Origin of the sequence: Streptomyces sp. NPDC007025 (genome assembly GCF_042869455.1) — a bacterium.
Taxonomy (GTDB): Bacteria; Actinomycetota; Actinomycetes; order Streptomycetales; family Streptomycetaceae; genus Streptomyces.
The window spans coordinates 1-18,789 of sequence record NZ_JBIAFT010000015.1 but is presented as its reverse complement, the minus strand read 5'-3'; the positions used below and the strand labels follow the sequence as shown (position 1 = coordinate 18,789).

Below are 18,789 nucleotides of genomic sequence, written 5' to 3'. Positions count from 1 at the left end.
TGCACTCCGCAAAGGGGAGAACCGTGCGACGCGTCGTCATCACCTCCGCCGTCACCCTCGTCGCCCTCGTCACCGTCCTGGCCGCCAAGCCGCACCGGCCGCCGGACGGTCCCGGCACCCGGGCCGCGGGCGGCGGCACCGCGCCGGCCGCCGGCCGCACCGGCGTCTTCACCGGGGACGTCGTCCCGACCGAGTACGGGCCCGTGCAGCTGCGGATCACGCTCACCAAGGGCCATCTCACCCGGGTCGAGGCCGTACGGCTGCCCGACGGCAACGCCCGCGACCGGGAGATCGCCGCTTCGGCGGTCCCGCAGCTCACCCGCGAGGCGCTCGCCGCCCAGAGCGCCCGGATCGACGCGGTGTCCGGCGCGACCTACACCAGCGACGGATACATCAGCTCCCTGCAGAGCGCGCTGGACCGCTCCCATGGCTGACCCCGCGGTGTCGGCCGCTTCCGCCGCGCCGGTGGCCTCCGCCGCCCCCGCCGCTCCCGTCGCCCCGTTCCGGCACAGCGAGCCGGTCATGGGCACCGTGTTCTCCTTCGTGCTCGACCATCCGCCCGAGCCCCGCGTCCGCCGCGCCCTCGACCGGGCGGTGGCGCTGCTGCACCACATCGACAGGCTCTACTCGCCCTTCCGCGCGGACAGCGTCGTGAGCAGGATGAACCGGGGCGAACTCGGCCGCGCCCGGGCGCCGCGCGAGGTCGTACGGATGCTGGAACTCGCGGACCGCGCCCACAGCGCCACCCGCGGCGCCTTCGACGCCTGGGCCACCGGCCGCCTCGACCCCTGCGGCGTGGTGAAGGGCTGGGCCGTCGAGGAGGCCTACCGGACACTGCGCCGCGCCGGAGCGCCCTGCTCCTGCGTGAACGGCGGCGGTGACGTGCGCCTGGGGCCCGCGGCCGGTCCCGGTGCGGTCCGGCGCACCGGGATCGTCGACCCGCGCCGCCCGGACCGGCTGCTGGCGGTCGTCGAGGGCGCCGACTGCGCGGTCGCCACGTCCGGCCCCGGCGAGCGCGGCCGGCACATCACCGACCCGCGCACGGGAGAGCCCGCCACCGGGCTGCTGTCCGCCACCGTGACCGGACCCGACGCGGTGTGGGCGGACGTGTTCGCGACAGCGTCGGTGGTCCTCGGCCCGGCGGCGGCCCACACGTGGATCCGCGCGCACCCCGGCTACGCCCTGCTCACCGTCGCCGACGACGGAACCGTCCGAGCCGGGCCGGACTTCCCCCGCGGAGCGGCGTACCAGTGAGCTTCCCGGGGAGGTCGGGGCCGTGGGCCGGTCACCGGCCACGCCGGGCAGGCACGCCGCCGCGGCAGCCCGGTCACCCGGTCGCGCCGGGCAGCTCGATCGGTCAGTTCAGGCGGCCGATGCCTGCCCCGGCCCGCTGAGGTCGAGCTGTACGTCGACCACCCCGTCGACGGCCCGGCACAGCCGCTCGAGGAGTTCCGGCGAGTCGTGTGCGCCGATCCGCCCCCGCACCCGTACGACGCCCTCCGACACGGTGACCGAGATCTGGGTGGCCGAGAGCCCGAGGGCCCCGCGCAGCACGTCGTCGGTGATCTCGTCCGCGATGGCGTCGTCCCTGCGCAGGAAGACCGTCATCAGATCGGCGCGGCTGATGACCCCGAGCACTCTGCCGGTCTCCCCGACGATGGGCAGCCGCTTCACCCCGTTGCTGCGCATGGTCCGGGCGGCCTCCACCAGCGACCATTCCGGTCTGCCGGGAACGACGGGGCTCGACATCAGGGCCCCCGCGGTGCCGGGCCGCTCCCCGCTCGCGCCCGCCGCCCCACCTCCCGTCCCTCCCGGCCTTCCGCTCGTTCCGGTCCGCCGCCGGCCGGCCCGCGCGTGCCCGGCGGGAAGCAGCTCGGCCGGTTCCGGGAGTTCGGCCTGGGCCCGGACCAGATCGCCCTCCGACACCATCCCGACCGGCTTCTCGTCCTCGTCGACGACGGGTACCGCGCTGATGCCGTGCCCGGCCATGAGCCGGGCGGTCTCCTTCAGCCCGGTACCGGGGTGGACGCATACCGCGGGGCGGCTCATCAGATCGCGTACTGCCCTGTGCCTCATCAGCCCGGCCTCCTTGCCTCTCTCCGCGGTCCGGCACGAGGGCACCGGTGCCCGGCCGCGACTCAGACGCCGCCGGCACGCACGTCCACGACCCCTTCGAGGGCCAGCACCGTGCGGACCACCAGCGGAACCAGTTCGGGATCCGACGCCCGGCCCGACAGGGTGACGACACCGTCGTGCACCTCGGCCCGCAGCTCGCCGACGGCGCCGGAGAGCGGCGCGAGGATCTCCTCACGCACCGCCCGCGCGATCTCCTCGTCGGACCGCAGGTAGACGCTGAGGACATCGGCGCGGCTCACGATGCCGATCAGCCTGCCGTCCCCGTCGATCACCGGGAGGCTCTTCAGCTTCCTGGCCGCCATGGTGCGGGCGGCCTCGCTCACCCGGGTGCTGCTCCGCACCGTCACCGCGGGGCTCGTCATCAGATCCGCCGCCGAGCCGCGCTGTCGGCCGGGCCCGCCGTGCGCCGCGGCGTCCGCTCCCGGAGCCCGGCGGACACCTCCCGCGTCGTCGGGCGCGGGAAGCAGATCACCCTCGGAGACCACACCGATCACCCGGCCGTCGCCTTCGAGTACGGGCACGGCACCGACCCGCCACTCGCGCAGCGTCCTGACGATCTGCTTGAAGCCCGCGGCGCTTCCCACGGCGACGACAGTGTGCGTCATCACGTCACCGACGGTGCGCGGAGAGGACGGCTGCGCGGCGTTCCCGGTACGCGCAGCCCGGTCGGCCGGGGCCCTCGTGGTGCTCATGGCTGCCTCCCTCGGATCCCTCAGGGAGCTGTGTCCAGGACGTCCTGGACCGAACGCCGGGGAGTGTGCGCCCCCATCGGCCCGTACCCCAGCCGCATGATCATCTGGACCGGACCCGCACCCGCCACGGGATCCCGCAGCAGCCAGCGCAGTTCCTGCCGCTCCAGGGCCTGGGTGGCGAACGAGCTGGCCACGCCTTCCCGGGTGGCGAGCAGCAGCACGCGCTCCATGGCCTGCCCGGCGGCCACCCAGTCCAGCGGCCTGTCCTCGCGGGTGGAGACGACCGCCAGCTGCGGCATCCGCTCGAAGGCCGCCGCCCCGCGGTCGGTCTCGGCATGGCCGCGGGCGAAGTCCCGGACCGGCGCCCTGCCCTCCCGCCTGCGCGCGCCGAGGCTGTACTCGGGGATCCCGTCCCGCGTGGTGTCCGAGGCGTCGGCCCCGGTGCGCACCCATTTCTGCTCGTCGGGATCACCGGTGAAGCCTGACTCCGACTCGGCGTCCTCGATCACGTCGAGTACCAGTTCCAGATGCCAGCCGGAGGGGAAGCTGAGCATCGCGCCCTCGCTCCGCGCCTGGTCGGCCAGGCGCTGCCGCAGCGGGCCCGGGAGAGGTGTCTCGGCATAGGGGTAGCGGCTGGTGTGCCGCGCGGAGACGGCCCCGTGGAGCCCGGCCAGGTCGTAGTCGATCTCGTGCGGGGCGGCACGTTCCAGGCGCACCGTGGCCAGCGGCTCGGCGGTGTCGGCCGCGCTGTGCACGGTCGCCACCGGCCGCAGACCCGCGTGCCATGCCGACACCCGGAGATTGAGCAGTGCCGCACCGCATCCGATGTGCAGTGCCCGGCCCTCCGGATCCGCCGTCGGCATGGCGCGCAGCCTGTCCGCGTAGAGGTCGACCACGTGCGCCGTGCGGTGGTAGACGAAGCGCCACGGCTGAGCGTTGTGCATGGAGGGAGCGGCGACCGCGTCGCCGATCAGTTCCCTGACGAGCTCGTCGTCGAGTTGCGGAGTTGCCGGCATGACAGCCTCCCTTCATCTCCAGCGTGAACCCGATGGCGCCGCAGGGCCAGCGGTCACCCGCCGCGCTCCTGCGGCTTCTCATCACAGCGTTGCGGACCGTCCCCGTCACCCCCTCTCGGCGCGAACCTGCCTACGCAGAGTGCATCAGGTGTCTACAGTGGTGAGTCGGTTCGAGAGATCTGCGGGGCCGCAGGCGCCGGCTGCCGTCCGCGGCCCGCAACATCGGGCCCGCTCCCGTCCACCTGACAGGAGTCCGTGCCCGTCTCCACGCACCGCGCAGGTGCTTCGCTCGCCGTGACCGCCGTATGCCTGCCGGCCGCGGGCTGCGGAACCGGCGACGCACCGGACAGCCGCCGGGACCGCGTGGGGCTCGGCGGACCGGCTGACGCTCTCGGCCCGGGCTCGGACCGCCAAGGCGAGCAGACCGACCGGTGAACCGAGGCAGCTGCGCCGGGCGTCGAACGCCCTGGCGTAGTCTGCGCCCGGGCGAAAACGACCGAGAAGCGGGGGCGCTGGGCGATGAGCGGGGAGACCGAGACCTTCGAGGAGGCGATGGACGAGGTCAGGCTGTGGTCCCGGTTCCTGGCCGGGCTGGCCCTCGCCGCGGTGGTGACCGTGACGATGATGCTGTGCGTTCCGCTCAAGGAAGAGGGAGCAGGGGCACACAGCCCCTCCTGCGGGCCGACCATCGCTCCGGAAGACCCTCGCCTGCACACCGTGGAGTGCAACACCCGCCACATACGCCAGATCGGGTACGCCGGTCTCCTCCTGGCCGCAGGACTCGGTTGCGGGGTCGTCAGTTTCCTCCTCCGCATCGAGCGACGCCCACCACGACCGGACGGAGGCGCCGCGCAGGCGGACTGACTCCCTGCCGCGCCCCCGCCCTTGGCCCTCGAGGCACCGAGTGCGCCGCGATCGACGGGTTTCCGGGGCGGGATCTCAGCGGCTTCCGCGAGGAGGGGGGCGGCGGTCAGGGGGCCTGTGACTCCTGCGACCGTACGGCTTCGTAGGCCTGTTGCATGCGTTCGGAGACGCTGGGGCTCTTCGGGTTCTTGCGGGCGATGCCGAGGTGGGTCTCGCGCAGTTCGTCCATGAGGTCCTCCACGAATTCCGGGGAACCTTCCGCGAGAATGCGGGCGCGCACCGCGAGCTCCGGGGTGGTGGGCCGGTGCCGTACCCCCCACGCCCCGAGCGCGGCCATCACCGGGAGGGTCTGGATGCCGGCTTCGGTGAGGGTGTAGGTCGCCTTCTGGCCACGCGTGGCGTCGTCACGGGTGAGCAGCCCCGTCTCGACGAGCTTCCGCAGCCGGCCGGCGAGGATGTTGGAGGCGATCCCCTCCTCGTTCCGGAGTTGCAGATCCCGGAAGTGCCGCCGGCCACCGAAGATCACGTCACGCAGCACGATCAGCGTCCAGGGGTCTCCCAGGACCTCCAGTGCGGCGTTGATCGCGCACCCCGAACGCGGCTTCTCGCGCAACACGTACCTCCTGAGCGATTGCGATATGCAACTCCTGCATCATAGACTTCCCTCATCCAATTGCATTTCGCAAGCACTATTCGGAGGGTCGCATGGCCAGGGTCCGCGTGCACAACTTCAACGTCTCACTCGACGGCTACAGCGCAGGCGAGACGGTCACGCTCGACAAGCCCATCGGGGAGGCCGGAGCGCTGTTCGCGCGCTTCGACGGACGGTTCATCCACGGTGTGGACGCCGTGGACGCCCCGATCACCCTCGACCGTGCCCTCACGAGCACCTGGGGCCAGGGCATCGGGGCGGAGATCATGGGCCGGGGCAAGTTCGGCCCGCAGACCGGCGAGTGGACCGACGAGGACTGGCGAGGCTGGTGGGGCGACGCGCCCCCCTTCCACACCCCGGTGGTGGTGCTCACCCATCACCGGCGTGCCCCCATCTCCTTCGAGAACGGGACGAGTTTCCACTTTCTCGACGCCACGCCCGAGGACGCTCTCGCCTACGCCCAGGACCTTGCCGGCGACCGGGACATCCGGATCGGCGGCGGCCCCACCACCGTCCGGCAGTTCCTGGCAGCCGATCTCATCGACTTCCTGCACCTGGTCACCGTGCCCGTCGTCCTCGGCGCCGGGGTCTCGATGTGGGACGGGCTCGCCGGAGTCGAGGACCGCTTCACCGTCGAGTCGGTGACCTCGGCAAGCGGGCTCACGCACCAGTTCTGGAATCGCATCGGCGCCGACTGAGCGGACGGATCCGAGCCGCCCGGTCGGTCTCCGGACGGCTCAACCTCCGAGGGACAGGTCAACGTCGGGACGGCCAGTGGTCCACCGGCAGCGGGCCGCGGTCGACCACCGTGCGGATGGCGAAGGTGCTCCGGGCGTCGCGAACCGGACCGATCGCGAGGATCTCACCGAGCAGCACCACCTCGTAGGCGGCCAGGTCCGGGACGGCCACCTCGACGAGGAAGTCGGCCTCTCCCGACACCACATGGCAGGCGACGACCGCGGGAATCGCGATCAGCGCCTCCTCGATCAAGCGGGAAGTCGCCCGGGAGTGCTGCTCGACTGTGAGCGCCACGAAAGCCGTCAGCCCCAAGCCGACGCGGTCGCGGTCCAGTTCGGCGCGGTAGCCGGAGATGACACCGTCGGCCTCCAGCGTCTTGGTGCGCCGCAGGCAGGACGAGGGGGAGAGGCGCACGGCTTCGGCGAGATCGACGTTCGCCATCCGTCCGTTGCGCTGCAGGTGCTCAAGGATCGAACGATCGATGCGGTCGTAGGGAGAGCTCGGCATGATGTGCAGGATAGGGGGCGTCGAGACGCACGGTATTGCGCAGAACCGGCTGTGGGCGCCGCAACTCGCCATCGGGTGCCGCGCGGACCGGGCCATGCTCGCTCCATGTCCGACTCGCCGTCCGCACCGCCCGCGCACCTGTCCACAGCCGGAGCCGCGGCTCTGTACATCGGAGCCCTGCTCGGCCCGAGCATGCTGCTGCTGCCCGGCCTCGCCGTCCGGAAGGCCGGGCCCGCTTCCCTGCTGGTCTGGCTGGCGCTGCTCGTGCTCTCCGGCCTCGTCGCCGCCGTGTTCAGCCGGCTCGGCATCCGGATGGGCTCGACGGTCGGCGCCGCCGGCTACACCGCCGCCGGCCTCGGCCCCCGTGCCGGGCATGCCGCCGCCTGGTGCTTCCTCGCCGGGGTCGTCACCGGGGCACCTGTGGTCTGCCTCATCGGCGGCGCGTATGTCGCCGAGCTGCTCGGAGGCGGCACCCGGGCGGCGTTCGCGGCGGCGGTGTGCCTGCTGGTGCTGGTCCTGGCGTCAGACTGGTCGGCGTGCGGACGGGCACCTCACTCCAGTTGGCGCTGGTGGCCGTGCTCGTCGCCTTGGTGGTGCTCGCTGTGGCCGGTGCGGCCCCCGAGGCGCACGCCGGCCACTGGACGCCGTTCACCCCGCACGGGTGGTCCGGAATCGCGGGGGCGGCCTCCCCGCTGATGCTCGCCTTCGTGGGGTGGGAGGCGGCAGCACCGCTCACCGTCCGGCTGCGCGACCCGGGCAGGCAGCTGCCGCGGGTTGTCGCGGTCGCCTTCGCCGTCACCGCGGTCCTCTACCTCGCGATGGCCGGCGCCACCGTCGCAGTACTGGGGCCCGCCACGGACGGGGCGGTGCCGCTGGCCGACCTGTTGCGCGTCGCCATCGGCGTCCGGGGCCCGCAGCTGGCCGCCGCGTGCGCGATCGCACTGACCCTGGCCGCGACCAACGCCTACCTGACGGGAGCCGCCTCCATGGCCGCGGCGCTGGTACGCGACCCGGGGAGAGGGCCCAGCACACTGTCCGGGAAGAGCCGCGCGGTCCGGCAGGAGCGGCACGGATCGGTGCGCATCGTGGTGGCCATCGCCGCCGTCAGCGCCCTCCTGCTCGGCCTGGTCGGCGCCGGAGCCGTGACGACCGCACAGCTCGTCGGTCTGCCCACCACTCTCTTCCTGGCCGTGTATCTGGGCTGCATGGCCTCCGCCGCGCGCCTCCTGACCGGCGCCCTGCGCCTCGCGGCAGGCACAGCCTTCGGGGTGGTGCTCCTGCTCCTGACGCTCGCGGGCCGGCCCGTCCTCGTCGCCCTCGCCGTGGTCCTGATGGCGTGGTCGCGGACTCCCCGATCCATGCCGGCACCCGTCTGACGCCCCCGGCGAACCGGCCCGCATGCCCCCGGCAGACTCAGCCGCGGTCAGGCGTGGTCAGCCGTGGTCAGCAGTCCTCAGTCCGGCAGCAGGTCGGACACCAGGCTCCGGGTCCATTCCGGGGTGAGGGGCGCCCCGGTGAAGACGGCCCGGTAGTAGAGGGGGGCGAGCAGGGCGTCCGTGGCGCGTTCGAGGGTCGGGGGCTGGTGTCCCCGAGCCCGGTCCCGTTCGAGGACGGCATCGAGGGTCTGGCTGCGCTCCCCGCTGCACGCGGCGGCGCCCTGCCCTCCGCCCGTGCCGATGGTGGCCCGTACCAGGGCGAGGGTGTCCGGGTCGCCGAGGTCCTTGGCGAGGTCGGAGGCATAGCGTTCCAGGTCGCCGCGGAGGCTGCCGGTGTCCGGCACCACGAGGTCGCCGGAGAAGCGGCTCGCCGCGACGTCGGCGAGCAGGTCGGCGACGGAGCCCCAGCGGCGGTAGACGGTCGTGGCGTGCACGCCGGCCCGGGCGGCGATCGCGGGGACCGTCAGTACTTCGCCGCCCTCGTCGGCGACCAGTTCCCTGACGGCCCGGTGCACGGCAGCCCGGATACGGGCGGAGCGGCCGCCGGGGCGGCTGCCGGTGTGGGGCGAGGGCGATGTCGGAACGGGCATCCGGCCATTATTTCATTGATCACTGCTTTTTTGATGCAGTGATCACTGCGTTTGTGCTACCTTCGATTCATTAACGCAGTCATCGCTGCAAAGTGAGTATGTCTCAGGGGGTGGGTTCAGCTGTGTCCGGACCGGATTCGGTGGTCTCCGTGCTGCGTCCGCTGCGGTTGCGGGACGTCACGTTCGCCAACCGCGTGTGGATGTCCCCGATGGCCCAGTACGCCGCGGGGGCGGACGGGAAGCCGACCGACTGGCATCTGGTGCACTACGGATCCCGAGCGGTCGGAGGGGTGGGTCTGGTCATGGTCGAAGCCACCGCCGTGGGACCTTCGCACCGCACCACGTCGGCGGACCTCGGGCTCTGGAACGAGGAACAGGCCGCCGCGCACCGGCGTCTGACCGCATTCCTCGCCGCGCACGGCACCGTCCCCGCCGTCGAGTTGCAGGCCGCGGGCCGGAAAGGGTCACACCAACTGCCCTGGGTGGGCGCGGGGCAGAACGGCTCGGTGAGCGAGGCCGACGGGGGCTGGGCGACGACCGGTGCCTCCGCGACCCCCTTCGGGGACCTGCGTCCTCCCCGGGAAGCGACCCGTGCCGACATCGACGAAGCGGTGGAGGCCTTCGCGCAGGCAGCCCGGATGGCCGACCTGGCGGGGTATCAGGCCGTCGAGATCCAGGGCGCGCACGGCTACCTCCTCCACGAGTTCCTCTCTCCGGCCGCCAACCGGCGCACGGACGAATACGGCGGGAGCCCGCGGAACCGGATGCGCATGCCGCTTCGCGTGGCCCGGGCCGTCCGGGAAGCGTTCCCGGCGGAGAAGCCCGCCTTCTTCCGCATCACCGCCACGGACTGGATCGCCGGCGGCCTCACCCTCGACGAGACCGCGGCGTTCGCCAAGGAACTGGCGGCCGTGGGCATCGACCTCCTCGATGTCTCCTCCGGTCTCGTGGTGCGGGACCGGGAGGCCCGCGCGCCGGTGCGGGAGGCGGTCCACGCCGAGTTCGCGGACACCCTGAAGACGGCGTCGGGGCTCGCGGTCGCCCCGGTCGGGCAGATCAACGATCTGACCCTGGCCGACCACCTCGTGGCGAGCGGCCGGGCGGACGCGGTGATGATCGGGCGCGCGCTGCTCCGCGACCCCTACTTCGCCCTGCGCGCCCCGGCCACCGGCCCGGCTGCCTGGCCGCCCCAGTACCGACGCGCGCTGTGACACCGCAGCCCGCCGACCGCAGAGACGACTGCGACCGTGACAGCGACGACAGCGACGACAGCGACGACAGTCAAATTGACGAAGGAGACGTGAGATGACGGATGTGTACAGGGCCGCCGCGCACCGCGAGGTCCGGCGTGGGGGAGACACGACGATCCGGTACACGGCGAGCGGTCCGGCCGACGGGCCGGCGCTGGTGCTCGTCCATGGCTGGGCGTGCGACCGCGGCGACTTCGACGCACTCACCCGGCATCTGCCCGACGACTGCCGGGTGCTGGCGGTGGACCTGGCCGAACACGGCGAGTCGCGGTCCACCCGGGCGGTCTGGACGATCGAGGAGTTCGCCCGCGACGTGGTGGCCGTCCTGGAGGCCGAATCGGTCGGCTCGGCCGTGGTCGCCGGGCACTCGATGGGCGGAGCCGTCGCCGTCGAGGTCGGGCGGATACTCCCGGAGCGGGTCTCGCGCGTGGTCGCGCTGGACGCGCTGCACTACCTGGCGCTGTTCCCCGCCCAGGAAGAGGCCCGGGCGCGGAAGGTGCTGCGGGCGTTCCGCGAGGACTTCCCCGCGGCGGTCCGGGGCTTGGTCGCGGGAGGGACACCGCAAGGCGCCGACCCCGCACTGACCGAGACCTACACGGCGAAGATGTCGAGGGTGCGGCAGCCGGCGGGACTGCGTTCCATCGAGGGGCTGGTGTCCTGGGACATGGACGCGGCGCTGCGCGAGACCAGGCAGCCGATCACCGTGTTCGCGATACGCGCCCTGACCAGCCAGGAAGCCATCGACCGGTACCAAGGCCGCCTCGAGTTCGTCCTCGTCGACCTGGGAACCCACCACTTCCCCGCCGAGTCCCCCGAGGCCACCGCCCGGCTCCTCACCGAGTTCGCCACCCGGTAGGCCGAACTCGCCGAACCGGCCCGGCGCACGAACCGGGCGCCACACCGACCCCGTTGGCCGACGGCTGCTGAAGCGGGCGGGCACGGCAGCGCCACCCGGCCCGCCCGTTCCCGAGGAGCTGAGGGAGCCAGCCGGAGCGGCCATCGTCCGGGCCCCGGAGGTGGGCGCGACCGCTTCACCTTCGGCATCCACCGGCTCGTCGCCGACGACGTGTCCCCGGGGCGTTCTGCTTCGCCGCCGCCCGGGTCAGGGGCGCGCCCTCGCTACCAGATCCACATCCCCCGAGGACAGAGGTCCGGCCGCTCTCGTCGACGCCGACCATGTGGGCCGCCTCGGGGCCACCGCTCGGGTCGGGGTCCAGCGGAACGACGAAGCGGTGCTCTCCGAAGTCCAGGGCGAGGGGCCGATCCGGATCCAGTTCAGGACTCCGCGATCCTCCAGATCGCCCTCCGGACCCGGAGCGTGGAGGAGCCCGGAAGCTCGCTCCTCACCAGCACGTTTACACAGCGCTCGCAGGGTACACAGGGAGGCCGGGCGGCAGCTCATGAAGCTGCCGACGTCAGACGGGGAACACCCGTCCCGCCAGACACACCGACCGACCGACGGAGACTGTAGTGGGGCACGTCATGGAACTCGACGAGCTGAAGTCCGTATACGCGCACGAAGGGCCGTTCGTGACGGTCTACCTGGAGGGCCGTGCTCCGGGTGAGGATGCGGAGAAGCAGGTGCGTCTCCGCTGGCAGAACCTCCGCGAGCGGCTGGAGAGCGAGCACGCCGACGCCTCGGCTCTGGACGCCCTGGAGGCGGCGCTGGAGTCGGCCCAGTTCGGCGAAGCCCAGACGAACGGCCGGGTCCTGGTGGCCGCGGCGGGCGAGGGCGTCGTCCTCGACCAGCCGTGGGACGCGGCCCTCGGGGGCGGCGACACGGCGTACGCGGGCGTGCTTCCGGAGCTCGGCGCGCATGTGCGGGAAGCGGCGCAGGCCGTGCGGGTGCTGCTGGTCGTCACCGGCCAGGAGGACGCCGAGTTGCGGCGGCTGGTCGTCGCAGCCGAACACGAGCCGGACGAGGTGGCCCGTGCGGAGGTGCGGGGCGGTGCCGTCGAGAGCCCGCACCACGTGCGGGAGGGCGCGCTCGCACACCGGCGGATCCAGCGCCGCGCGGATGAGGCCGTGCGGCAGAACGCCAAGGACATCTCGGCGGCCGTCGGCGCGGCTGTCGCCGAGTTCCGCCCGGACATCCTCGTCCTGGCCGGCGAGGTGCAAGGCCGCACAGCCGTTCGCGAACAGCTCTCCGGTGACTTCGCCGGGGTGCTGGAGGAGACGGACCGCGGCGGACGCGGTGACTCCGGTGCCGAGGCCGCCCTCCTCGACGAGGTGCTGCGGATCGCCGCACAGCACTCCACCGAGGCGGAGGCCGGGCACGCCGCCCGTCTGGAGCAAGCCGGTGCGAACCGGCTCGCGGCCAAGGGCGACCCGGAGGTGATGAAGGCCGCCGAGAACGGTGCCGTCGACACCCTGCTCCTCGAACAGGGCACGGACGCCAAGCGCGAGGCACTCCTGCTGAAGACCGGAGCGCAGACCGGTGCCTCGGTGGCCGTCGTACAGCCGGGCACGGGCTTGCCGGACGGCGTCGGCGCGGTGCTCCGCTTCCCGCCGGAGGGCTGATCCCGAGGCCACAGGGCGGGGACCGGGACCGGCCCGGACCTAACGACCGGCCCGGCCGGACCCGGACCCTCCGCCCCACCCTCGCCCGCCCCGTATCCCGGCGCTCCCCGGCCCCGTCCGGCTGCTGCTGCCCGCCGTCCGAAGGACGCCGGATGATCCACCCTTTCCCGTCGCCGCGCTGCGGGAAGCGAGGTGAGGGCCTTTCCGTGGCGACGCCCGCCCCACGGGGCACCATCACGGGCGCCCCGCACCCCTTGAGGTGCGGGGCGCCTCGGCGCGTGCGTCGCGCGCCGTCACCACGCTCGATCCCGGTGCGGGCCCCCGGACCGTGCCTGCCGGTCGGGCTCTCCGCGGTGTGGCAGCGCCGATCCGCTCGACGATCACTACCGGGTTCCGCGCAACGGCCCGCCTGCACCGCACCGGCCGGGAACGCGCGCACGCGCCCGGCGGGTGCCGGCCCCGGCGGGGCTCCCGCCCGTCCGGTCCGCCCGGCTTCCCGGCCCGCTTCCCCATCGGCGGACGCCCGCCCTCGCCGAGCGGCCGACCCGCTCTCGTTGCGCCGTGGAGCGCAGAGGAATCTACACTCCGACGATAGAAATCGACACCGTGTAGACTTTTCATGTGGAGGAGCCTCAGCTCCCTGTCGGACCCTGTTGGAGGAACACGCAATGGAGAAGAAGCGGAACTGGCTCGTCACCGGAGTCAGCGCGGGCCTCGGACGTGCCTTCGCCCAAGCCGCCCTGGCCGCCGGGCACACCGTCGTCGGCACCACCCGTACAGCGAAGGACCTGCGAGTCTTCGAAGATCTCGCACCCGGACACGCGCACGGCCGGATAGTGGACGTGACCGACGGCGACGCCGTCTCCGGTCTGGTCGCGGAAGTGGAGCAGAACGTCGGCCCGCTGGATGTCGTCATCGCCAACGCCGGGTACGGCCTGGAGGGCACCTTCGAGGAAACCCCGCTGGACGAGGTGCGACGGCAGTTCGAGGTCAATGTATTCGGGGCGATGGCCACCCTTCAGGCGGCGCTGCCCGCTATGCGACGGCGCCGCCGGGGACACCTGCTGGCCGTCACCTCCATGGGCGGACTCATGGCCGTACCCGGAATGTCTGCCTACTGCGGCAGCAAGTTCGCCCTGGAAGGTGTTCTGGAGGCGCTGGGCAAGGAGGTCGCGCAGTTCGGGATCCACGTGACGGCGATCGAACCCGGCTCGTTCCGCACCGACTGGGCCGGACGGTCCATGACACGCGCCGCGCAGTCCATCGACGACTACGACGAACTGTTCACCCCCATCAGGGAAGCGCGGCAGAAGGCCAGCGGGAACCAGTTGGGCAATCCGGCCAAGGCCGGGGACGCCGTCGTGCACATCACCTCGGTCGAGCAGCCACCGGCGCACCTCGTCCTGGGCTCGGACGCACTGCGACTGGTCACCGCCGCGCGCACGGCCGTCGACGAGGACATCCGCGCATGGGAGACGCTCTCCCGTACCACCGACTTCGCCGAAGGCGCCCAGCTCTGATGCCCGGTCACCACTCGGCGCAGAGCCGCCGCTCTGCCGAACGCAAGGGCGATGTCCGGGAGCGTGCCATCCTCGACACGTGCGAGGCTCTGCTGGCGCAAAAGGGCTACGACTCCACGACCGTCGGCGACATCGCCCAGGGCGCCGGCATCACTCGCGGTGCCCTGTACTTCTACTTCGGCTCCAAGCAAGAAGTGGTCGCGGCACTCGTGGCCCGCACGGTCGAGCACCTGTGGGAGCGGTCCCGGGTGGCTGCGCAGACCGACGAGCCGCGCGCGGCCATCACCGCGGCCATGCAGCGCACCGTCGAGCTGTGGAACGCACACGGGCTGGTCATGCGTACGGCGATCGACCTGTCGTTGACCGTCCCGGAGATCGGCGAACTGTGGAACCGCACGGCTGATCTGTTCATGGCGGCCATCACCGCCGTCCTGGAACGAGCCGGAGTCCAGGCCGGCCCGGGACCGGAACAGGCATCGGCGATGGCACGTGCCCTGTGCTGGATGATCGAGCGAACGTTCTACCACGCTTCGCAAGAGTCCCGCGAGGAGCTGCAAGAGGCATCCGCCACCTGTGAACACATCTGGCTGATCAGCGCCGGTCTGGCCCCCTGAGACGCTCGGTGCGGACAGCGCGGAATGCAACCGGATTCGGGGCCGACCGTGCCGACAGGAGCGCGGGCAGCACGTACTGCCCGCGGACGCCGTCGTCGTCACCGCCGGGCAACGTGCCGTGACAGCGCCTGCGGCACCCCGGACACGTTCCACTACAGTCTGCTGACCACGCGGGGGAGGGCATTCCGGATACCACCGCCTTCCGGCTCGTCGTGTTGTGCGTGGCGAGTCCTGCCGAGGGCCTTGGCGGATGTCATTCCGCTGTGGCTGCGGGCGTCGCGCCTGACCGAGTTTCGCTGTCAGTTTGCTTCGGCCCCGGCGGACCGCCCCGCGGTCTGCGTCCGGTACCGCCCCGGTGTGGTGCCGAACTCGCGTTGGAAGGCATGTGAAAGCGCGTACGGACTGCCGTAACCGACCCGGCCGGCGATGGTGGCCAGGGTGTCGCGGGTGTCGCGGAGCAGGGCGGCGGCGCGGATCACGCGCCACCAGGTGAGGTACGCCATCGGAGGGCGGCCGACCAGGCTGGTGAACCGGCGCGCCAGGGTGGGACGGGAGACGCCCGCCTCCGCCGCCAGAAGGTCGTTGCTCCATGGCGCGGCCGGGTCCGAATGCAGCGCCCGCAGGGCGGCGGCCGTCACCGGGTCGCCCAGCACGCGGGGCCAGGCTCCGCTGGTGGTCTCGGTCATCCAGGCGCGGATCATGTAGACGAGGAGGAGGTCGAGCAGGCTCGGGAGCGCGACGCAGGAGCCGGGCCGTATCTCGTCCAGCTCACCGGCGAGCAGCTCGATGGCGGCACGGAGTTCGAGATGGTCGCCTACGCGGCTGGGAAGGTGGACGACCTCGGGCAGTTCTGCCATGAGCGGGTGCATGCGGCTGCAGTCGAGCCAGTACTTGCCGCAGAGGATGTCCGTCTCGTAGCGAGCGGGCCGGGTTCGGTGCTCTGTCTCCACAAGCGATTGCTCGAACGGCACCGCCTTCTTCTTCGCGACCGCCGCATCGACCGGGAAATCGGCGATCACGTGGCCTGTGCCATGGGGCAGCAGCACTGCGTCCCCCACGCCGAGAGGCGTGGGGGCGCTGCTGTCGGTCAGGAGCCGGCAGTGGCCCTTGAGGACGACGTAGAAGCCCGCGCCGTCGTACGGGTCCAGCTGCGCGCACCAGTTCCCGCTTGTCCGCAGCCGGTGGGACCAGGGGTGCCCGAGGTGCACGGCAGAGATCGCATCGCTCACCACATCCATTCGTCCAAGGTATCTGTCGTATAGAGAGTGAGGGGGATTCGTATTTTTCTGAGCCGATTGCGTATTGAGGCGCTCGTCCGACTTTTCCTAAGGTCGAACGCGTGATGAAGGAGAACGAGAGTGTGCAGCGCATGGTGCTGGGGGATGTCGAGGTCATCCGGATCGTCGAGTGGTACGAGCCGTTCCTGCCTGCCTCCGGCATGTTTCCGGGAGCTGCGCCCGATGTGTGGGAGAACAACGCGGGCTGGCTGGCACCGGACCACTGGGAGCCGGACGGCGACTTGGTGGTGCTCGCTTTGCAAAGCTGGGTACTGCGCAGCGCGGGCAGGACCGTTCTGGTCGACACCGGAGCGGGGAACGGGCGCGAGCGACCCGGCATGGGGCCGTTCCACCACTCCCGGAGTGAGTTCCTCGACCTCCTGGCGAGGGCCGGAATCCGCCCGCAGGACGTCGATGTCGTCGTCAACACCCACCTCCACGTCGACCACGTCGGCTGGAACACCGTCGACCGGGACGGACAGTGGACACCGGCGTTCCCCAACGCCCAATACCTCATTCCGGCCGCCGACGACTTCCACTACGGCCCGGACAATGCGTACGGGAACGCCGCGCAGGCCGTCGATCGCCTGATCTACGAAGACAGCGTCGCGCCCATCCACCAGGCCGGACAGAGCGTGCTGTGGGACGGCCTCCACCGCATCGACGAACACCTCACCCTGGAGTCCGCGCCCGGCCACACTCCCGGCTCGTCCGTGCTGCGCCTCGCGTCCGGCAGCGACCGGGCGGTCTTCGTCGGAGATCTGCTGCACAGCCCGGTGCAGATCCTGCACCCCTGCTGCAACAGCAGCGCCTGCCTGGCCCCGGAACAAGCCGTGGCCAGCCGCCGTCGGATTCTCGGGCGGGCTGCTGACGAACGGGAACTACTCGTTCCCGCGCACTTCGGTGGCGCAGGGTCCCTCGAAGTACGACGGGACGGTGACAGATTCGCTCTCGGCCCCTGGGCAACAGCCAGTCGGAAGGAGAATGCACCCGCCTTCGAGTGAGCCGCGACCCATCCGCTCACCGTTGGGCCGTACTTGGAAACCCTCGACGCCTCCGCGGCCGGTGCGACCGTCGCCACCTGCGTCAGCCCGGATCCCACGGGCCGAGCCGGGCGCCCCGGCGTCCGGCTCGGAACGACTCGCTCCTCTGCCCGGAGGTGCGGAGGGTGCCCGAGGTGTTGGGAGAGCTGTTTTCGACGGGCGGTGCCGGAGGGGGCGCGTTGGTCAGCGTTGAGCGTGGCACTGGCGTAGCGGCGCGGTCCCGGAGTATCTATTCGTGCGGCAGTTCCCAGCGAGTGCGACACATCCAGTCCGTCGACCGGCATGAGTGCGTGGCCTGGCTCGCGAAGCGCGGGCGCCGGCTGTCCTACTCGGTCGGCATGTTGATCACCGAGCAGATTCACCAGCATGTGCTGAAGATCCCCGCATCGGCTGCCTGGACTCCCGCCGTCGAGACTGGTGGCAGGTCCGGGACGGGGCCTGGGCCGGGGAGTTGGCCGGCGACATCCTGACCGGCTGCCCCACGGGCATGCGGCTGATCGTCCGAAAGGAACGTCTCCTTCCCGGGGTGCAGTTGAGGATCACGTGCGGACGGCATGCGGGTCACGTGCTTTGCCACCGGCGCCGCCGACCATCCGACCGCCGGACTCGAGATCCGTCACCGGGCCAGGCCGGAGGACCGCATCAGAGCCGCTTGCTCCCCCGGCCTGCGCAACCTGACCCTGTACGAGACTGCGCGGAACAAGGTCGACGCGAAGGGTGGAATATCCGCATGAGGGTATTCCCTTTCAGGGAAAGGTATTTACGGTGAACGTATGGACGCGGTGGTGTTTCTGTTGACGCTAGGTGCTGTTTGTCGTATTACCAGATTCATAACCAAGGACGAGCTGGCTGCGGGATTCCGCTCATGGGTGGCCGACCGGTTCGGAGACGAATCGAAGATCTCTTACTTGGTCACCTGCGGTTGGTGCGCCGGCGTCTGGACCTCCGCGTCCATCGTCCCACTCGCCTATCTGATCGGCGGCACCATCGGTTTCCAGGCCATCACCATGACGCTGACGTTGTCCTACCTCGTCGGCCTGGCGGCTACCTGGCTCGACTGAGGCGCTCGAAAAGGAGGAACGTCATGGGATGCAACTGCGGCGGGCGCGCCCGCCGGACCGTGACCGTCTACCGGCTGATCCTGCCAAACGGCGTCGCACGCGACTACCCTACCCGCCGCGAGGCCGAAGCAGCCAGGGCGCGCAACGGCGGCGGGACCATCGTCGCGGTGAATCAGTAACCGGTGGCCGGACCCGGCAGTTCCCGGGCAGGGATGTCCGGGCGCAGGAATTCCCGACATGACCGCGGCGTGATTCCGGCAGACCTCGAGACGGATACCCTGATCCCGGCCACGTCCGCGTGACACGCTCGCGCCCCTCCGTAACGGCTTGTGACGCGAGCCTGTTCAGGGCCCGCTGATCGGGCGGAAGCTGAGTCAGCTGCCCGCCGGCGGTCCGCATCACATCGAGCACGGCCGCGTATACGGCACTGGTCGACACATGAGGACCCCCGCGGACTCGGATCTCTCCCTGAAGCGACAGCGTTCCTCTCGGGGGAGGGGAATTACATCTGCCCGGGCTCGGGGCACCGCGAGCCCACACGACGCGTCGTGCTCCCGTATTTGCCTGCCAGGTGCCCGGTCCCTTCCGTCCGTGGATCGCAGCGTTGTCGGCGCGAGTCCTCGGCCGTTGATCGAAATTCTCTCCACATCTGTTTCCGACGTGTTTGACGTGCTGCCGCCACGGCTCTGGTGCCCATGGAGAGAGAATTCTATTATCGGAAGTATCTAGCAGCTCCCGCTGGGCAATGACTCGAACGAGTGATATTGCATGCACCTGTCTACTGAGGTTGAACTCGTGGTGTCGCCTCCGGTCAGGGGCTGATGGCGAGACCGGTCTCGGCGAGGCAGCCGTCGATGAGCCGGGGTCGGTACT

Annotated in this window: 21 protein-coding genes and 1 pseudogene; 15 read left to right on the top strand and 7 right to left on the bottom strand. The window is 71.4% G+C overall.

Annotated features, from left to right (window positions below; translation table 11 throughout):
• Positions 1–23 precede the first annotated feature (23 nt).
• Positions 24–434 carry an FMN-binding protein gene (locus ACFYMO_RS26320; RefSeq protein ID WP_366772527.1) on the top strand — a complete coding sequence of 137 codons (411 nt, stop codon included), beginning with the start codon at positions 24–26 and terminating at the stop codon, positions 432–434.
• Positions 427–1,254 (top strand): FAD:protein FMN transferase, encoded by an 828-nt coding sequence (locus tag ACFYMO_RS26315; RefSeq protein WP_366772528.1) that lies wholly within the window; start codon positions 427–429, stop codon positions 1,252–1,254. The genes ACFYMO_RS26320 and ACFYMO_RS26315 overlap by 8 nt, the downstream gene beginning before the upstream one ends.
• A 108-nt stretch (positions 1,255–1,362) precedes the next feature.
• Here the strand turns inward: ACFYMO_RS26315 and ACFYMO_RS26310 are convergent, their stop codons facing one another.
• From ACFYMO_RS26310 to ACFYMO_RS26300, 3 genes are all read right to left on the bottom strand, one after another.
• Positions 1,363–2,076, bottom strand: coding sequence for a CBS domain-containing protein (locus ACFYMO_RS26310; protein ID WP_388549419.1), 714 nt, complete (start codon positions 2,074–2,076; stop codon positions 1,363–1,365).
• A 62-nt stretch (positions 2,077–2,138) separates the two neighbouring features.
• Positions 2,139–2,828, bottom strand: a complete 690-nt coding sequence (locus ACFYMO_RS26305) for a CBS domain-containing protein (protein WP_366772531.1) — start codon at positions 2,826–2,828, stop codon at positions 2,139–2,141.
• Between the two features lie 20 nt (positions 2,829–2,848).
• Complete coding sequence (locus tag ACFYMO_RS26300; RefSeq protein ID WP_366772532.1) at positions 2,849–3,844, bottom strand: Acg family FMN-binding oxidoreductase; 996 nt, start codon at positions 3,842–3,844, stop codon at positions 2,849–2,851.
• Positions 3,845–4,363: 519 nt separating this feature from the next.
• Between ACFYMO_RS26300 and ACFYMO_RS26295 the strand changes: the two genes are divergently transcribed.
• Positions 4,364–4,708: a hypothetical protein gene (locus tag ACFYMO_RS26295; protein WP_019356506.1), complete on the top strand. Its 345-nt coding sequence runs from the start codon at positions 4,364–4,366 to the stop codon at positions 4,706–4,708.
• A gap of 106 nt (positions 4,709–4,814) precedes the next feature.
• Here the strand turns inward: ACFYMO_RS26295 and ACFYMO_RS26290 are convergent, their stop codons facing one another.
• On the bottom strand, positions 4,815–5,321 hold the full coding sequence (locus tag ACFYMO_RS26290) for a helix-turn-helix domain-containing protein (RefSeq protein ID WP_366772533.1): 507 nt from the start codon (positions 5,319–5,321) through the stop codon (positions 4,815–4,817).
• A 92-nt stretch (positions 5,322–5,413) separates the two neighbouring features.
• On the opposite strand from ACFYMO_RS26290, the gene ACFYMO_RS26285 reads away from it, so the two are divergent.
• Entirely contained in the window at positions 5,414–6,058 is a 645-nt protein-coding gene (locus ACFYMO_RS26285) for a dihydrofolate reductase family protein (RefSeq protein ID WP_366772534.1), read from the top strand.
• Positions 6,059–6,116: 58 nt separating this feature from the next.
• Here the strand turns inward: ACFYMO_RS26285 and ACFYMO_RS26280 are convergent, their stop codons facing one another.
• Positions 6,117–6,605, bottom strand: a complete 489-nt coding sequence (locus tag ACFYMO_RS26280; RefSeq protein ID WP_366772535.1) for an Lrp/AsnC family transcriptional regulator — start codon at positions 6,603–6,605, stop codon at positions 6,117–6,119.
• 105 nt (positions 6,606–6,710) lie between these two features.
• On the opposite strand from ACFYMO_RS26280, the gene ACFYMO_RS26275 reads away from it, so the two are divergent.
• Both ACFYMO_RS26275 and ACFYMO_RS26270 read left to right on the top strand, forming a co-directional pair.
• A complete protein-coding gene (locus tag ACFYMO_RS26275) occupies positions 6,711–7,301 on the top strand; it encodes an amino acid permease (protein WP_366772536.1) in 591 nt (196 codons plus the stop codon).
• Positions 7,193–7,981 carry an amino acid permease gene (locus ACFYMO_RS26270; RefSeq protein WP_388549614.1) on the top strand — a complete coding sequence of 263 codons (789 nt, stop codon included), beginning with the start codon at positions 7,193–7,195 and terminating at the stop codon, positions 7,979–7,981. Before ACFYMO_RS26275 ends, ACFYMO_RS26270 begins: the two co-directional genes overlap by 109 nt.
• Positions 7,982–8,058: 77 nt before the next feature.
• On the opposite strand, the gene ACFYMO_RS26265 is transcribed toward ACFYMO_RS26270, so the two are convergent.
• A complete protein-coding gene (locus tag ACFYMO_RS26265) occupies positions 8,059–8,631 on the bottom strand; it encodes a TetR/AcrR family transcriptional regulator (protein WP_388549413.1) in 573 nt (190 codons plus the stop codon).
• A 122-nt stretch (positions 8,632–8,753) separates the two neighbouring features.
• On the opposite strand from ACFYMO_RS26265, the gene ACFYMO_RS26260 reads away from it, so the two are divergent.
• The 5 genes from ACFYMO_RS26260 (at position 8,754) to ACFYMO_RS26240 (ending at position 14,535) form a co-directional block, all read left to right on the top strand.
• On the top strand, positions 8,754–9,842 hold the full coding sequence (locus tag ACFYMO_RS26260) for an NADH:flavin oxidoreductase/NADH oxidase (RefSeq protein WP_366772538.1): 1,089 nt from the start codon (positions 8,754–8,756) through the stop codon (positions 9,840–9,842).
• A gap of 94 nt (positions 9,843–9,936) precedes the next feature.
• Positions 9,937–10,737, top strand: coding sequence for an alpha/beta hydrolase (locus ACFYMO_RS26255; protein ID WP_366772539.1), 801 nt, complete (start codon positions 9,937–9,939; stop codon positions 10,735–10,737).
• 614 nt (positions 10,738–11,351) lie between these two features.
• A complete protein-coding gene (locus ACFYMO_RS26250; protein ID WP_388549409.1) occupies positions 11,352–12,401 on the top strand; it encodes a hypothetical protein in 1,050 nt (349 codons plus the stop codon).
• A gap of 668 nt (positions 12,402–13,069) precedes the next feature.
• Complete coding sequence (locus tag ACFYMO_RS26245) at positions 13,070–13,921, top strand: oxidoreductase (RefSeq protein ID WP_366772561.1); 852 nt, start codon at positions 13,070–13,072, stop codon at positions 13,919–13,921.
• Positions 13,921–14,535 carry a TetR/AcrR family transcriptional regulator gene (locus tag ACFYMO_RS26240; RefSeq protein WP_366772562.1) on the top strand — a complete coding sequence of 205 codons (615 nt, stop codon included), beginning with the start codon at positions 13,921–13,923 and terminating at the stop codon, positions 14,533–14,535. The genes ACFYMO_RS26245 and ACFYMO_RS26240 overlap by 1 nt, the downstream gene beginning before the upstream one ends.
• A gap of 299 nt (positions 14,536–14,834) precedes the next feature.
• Here the strand turns inward: ACFYMO_RS26240 and ACFYMO_RS26235 are convergent, their stop codons facing one another.
• Positions 14,835–15,773 carry an AraC family transcriptional regulator gene (locus tag ACFYMO_RS26235; protein WP_366772563.1) on the bottom strand — a complete coding sequence of 313 codons (939 nt, stop codon included), beginning with the start codon at positions 15,771–15,773 and terminating at the stop codon, positions 14,835–14,837.
• Positions 15,774–15,877: 104 nt separating this feature from the next.
• Between ACFYMO_RS26235 and ACFYMO_RS26230 the strand changes: the two genes are divergently transcribed.
• The 4 genes and pseudogenes from ACFYMO_RS26230 to ACFYMO_RS26215 all read left to right on the top strand — a co-directional run bounded on the left by ACFYMO_RS26230 (position 15,878) and on the right by ACFYMO_RS26215 (position 18,095).
• The gene (locus ACFYMO_RS26230; protein ID WP_388549611.1) at positions 15,878–16,816 is read left to right on the top strand and encodes an MBL fold metallo-hydrolase; all 939 of its coding nucleotides are present in this window, start codon (positions 15,878–15,880) and stop codon (positions 16,814–16,816) included.
• Between the two features lie 326 nt (positions 16,817–17,142).
• Positions 17,143–17,562 (top strand): annotated as a pseudogene (locus ACFYMO_RS26225) (IS1380 family transposase); the annotation flags it as partial.
• Positions 17,563–17,628: 66 nt separating this feature from the next.
• Positions 17,629–17,916, top strand: a complete 288-nt coding sequence (locus tag ACFYMO_RS26220) for a hypothetical protein (RefSeq protein ID WP_366772564.1) — start codon at positions 17,629–17,631, stop codon at positions 17,914–17,916.
• 23 nt (positions 17,917–17,939) lie between these two features.
• Positions 17,940–18,095, top strand: coding sequence for a hypothetical protein (locus tag ACFYMO_RS26215; RefSeq protein WP_366772565.1), 156 nt, complete (start codon positions 17,940–17,942; stop codon positions 18,093–18,095).
• Positions 18,096–18,789: the final 694 nt, after the last annotated feature.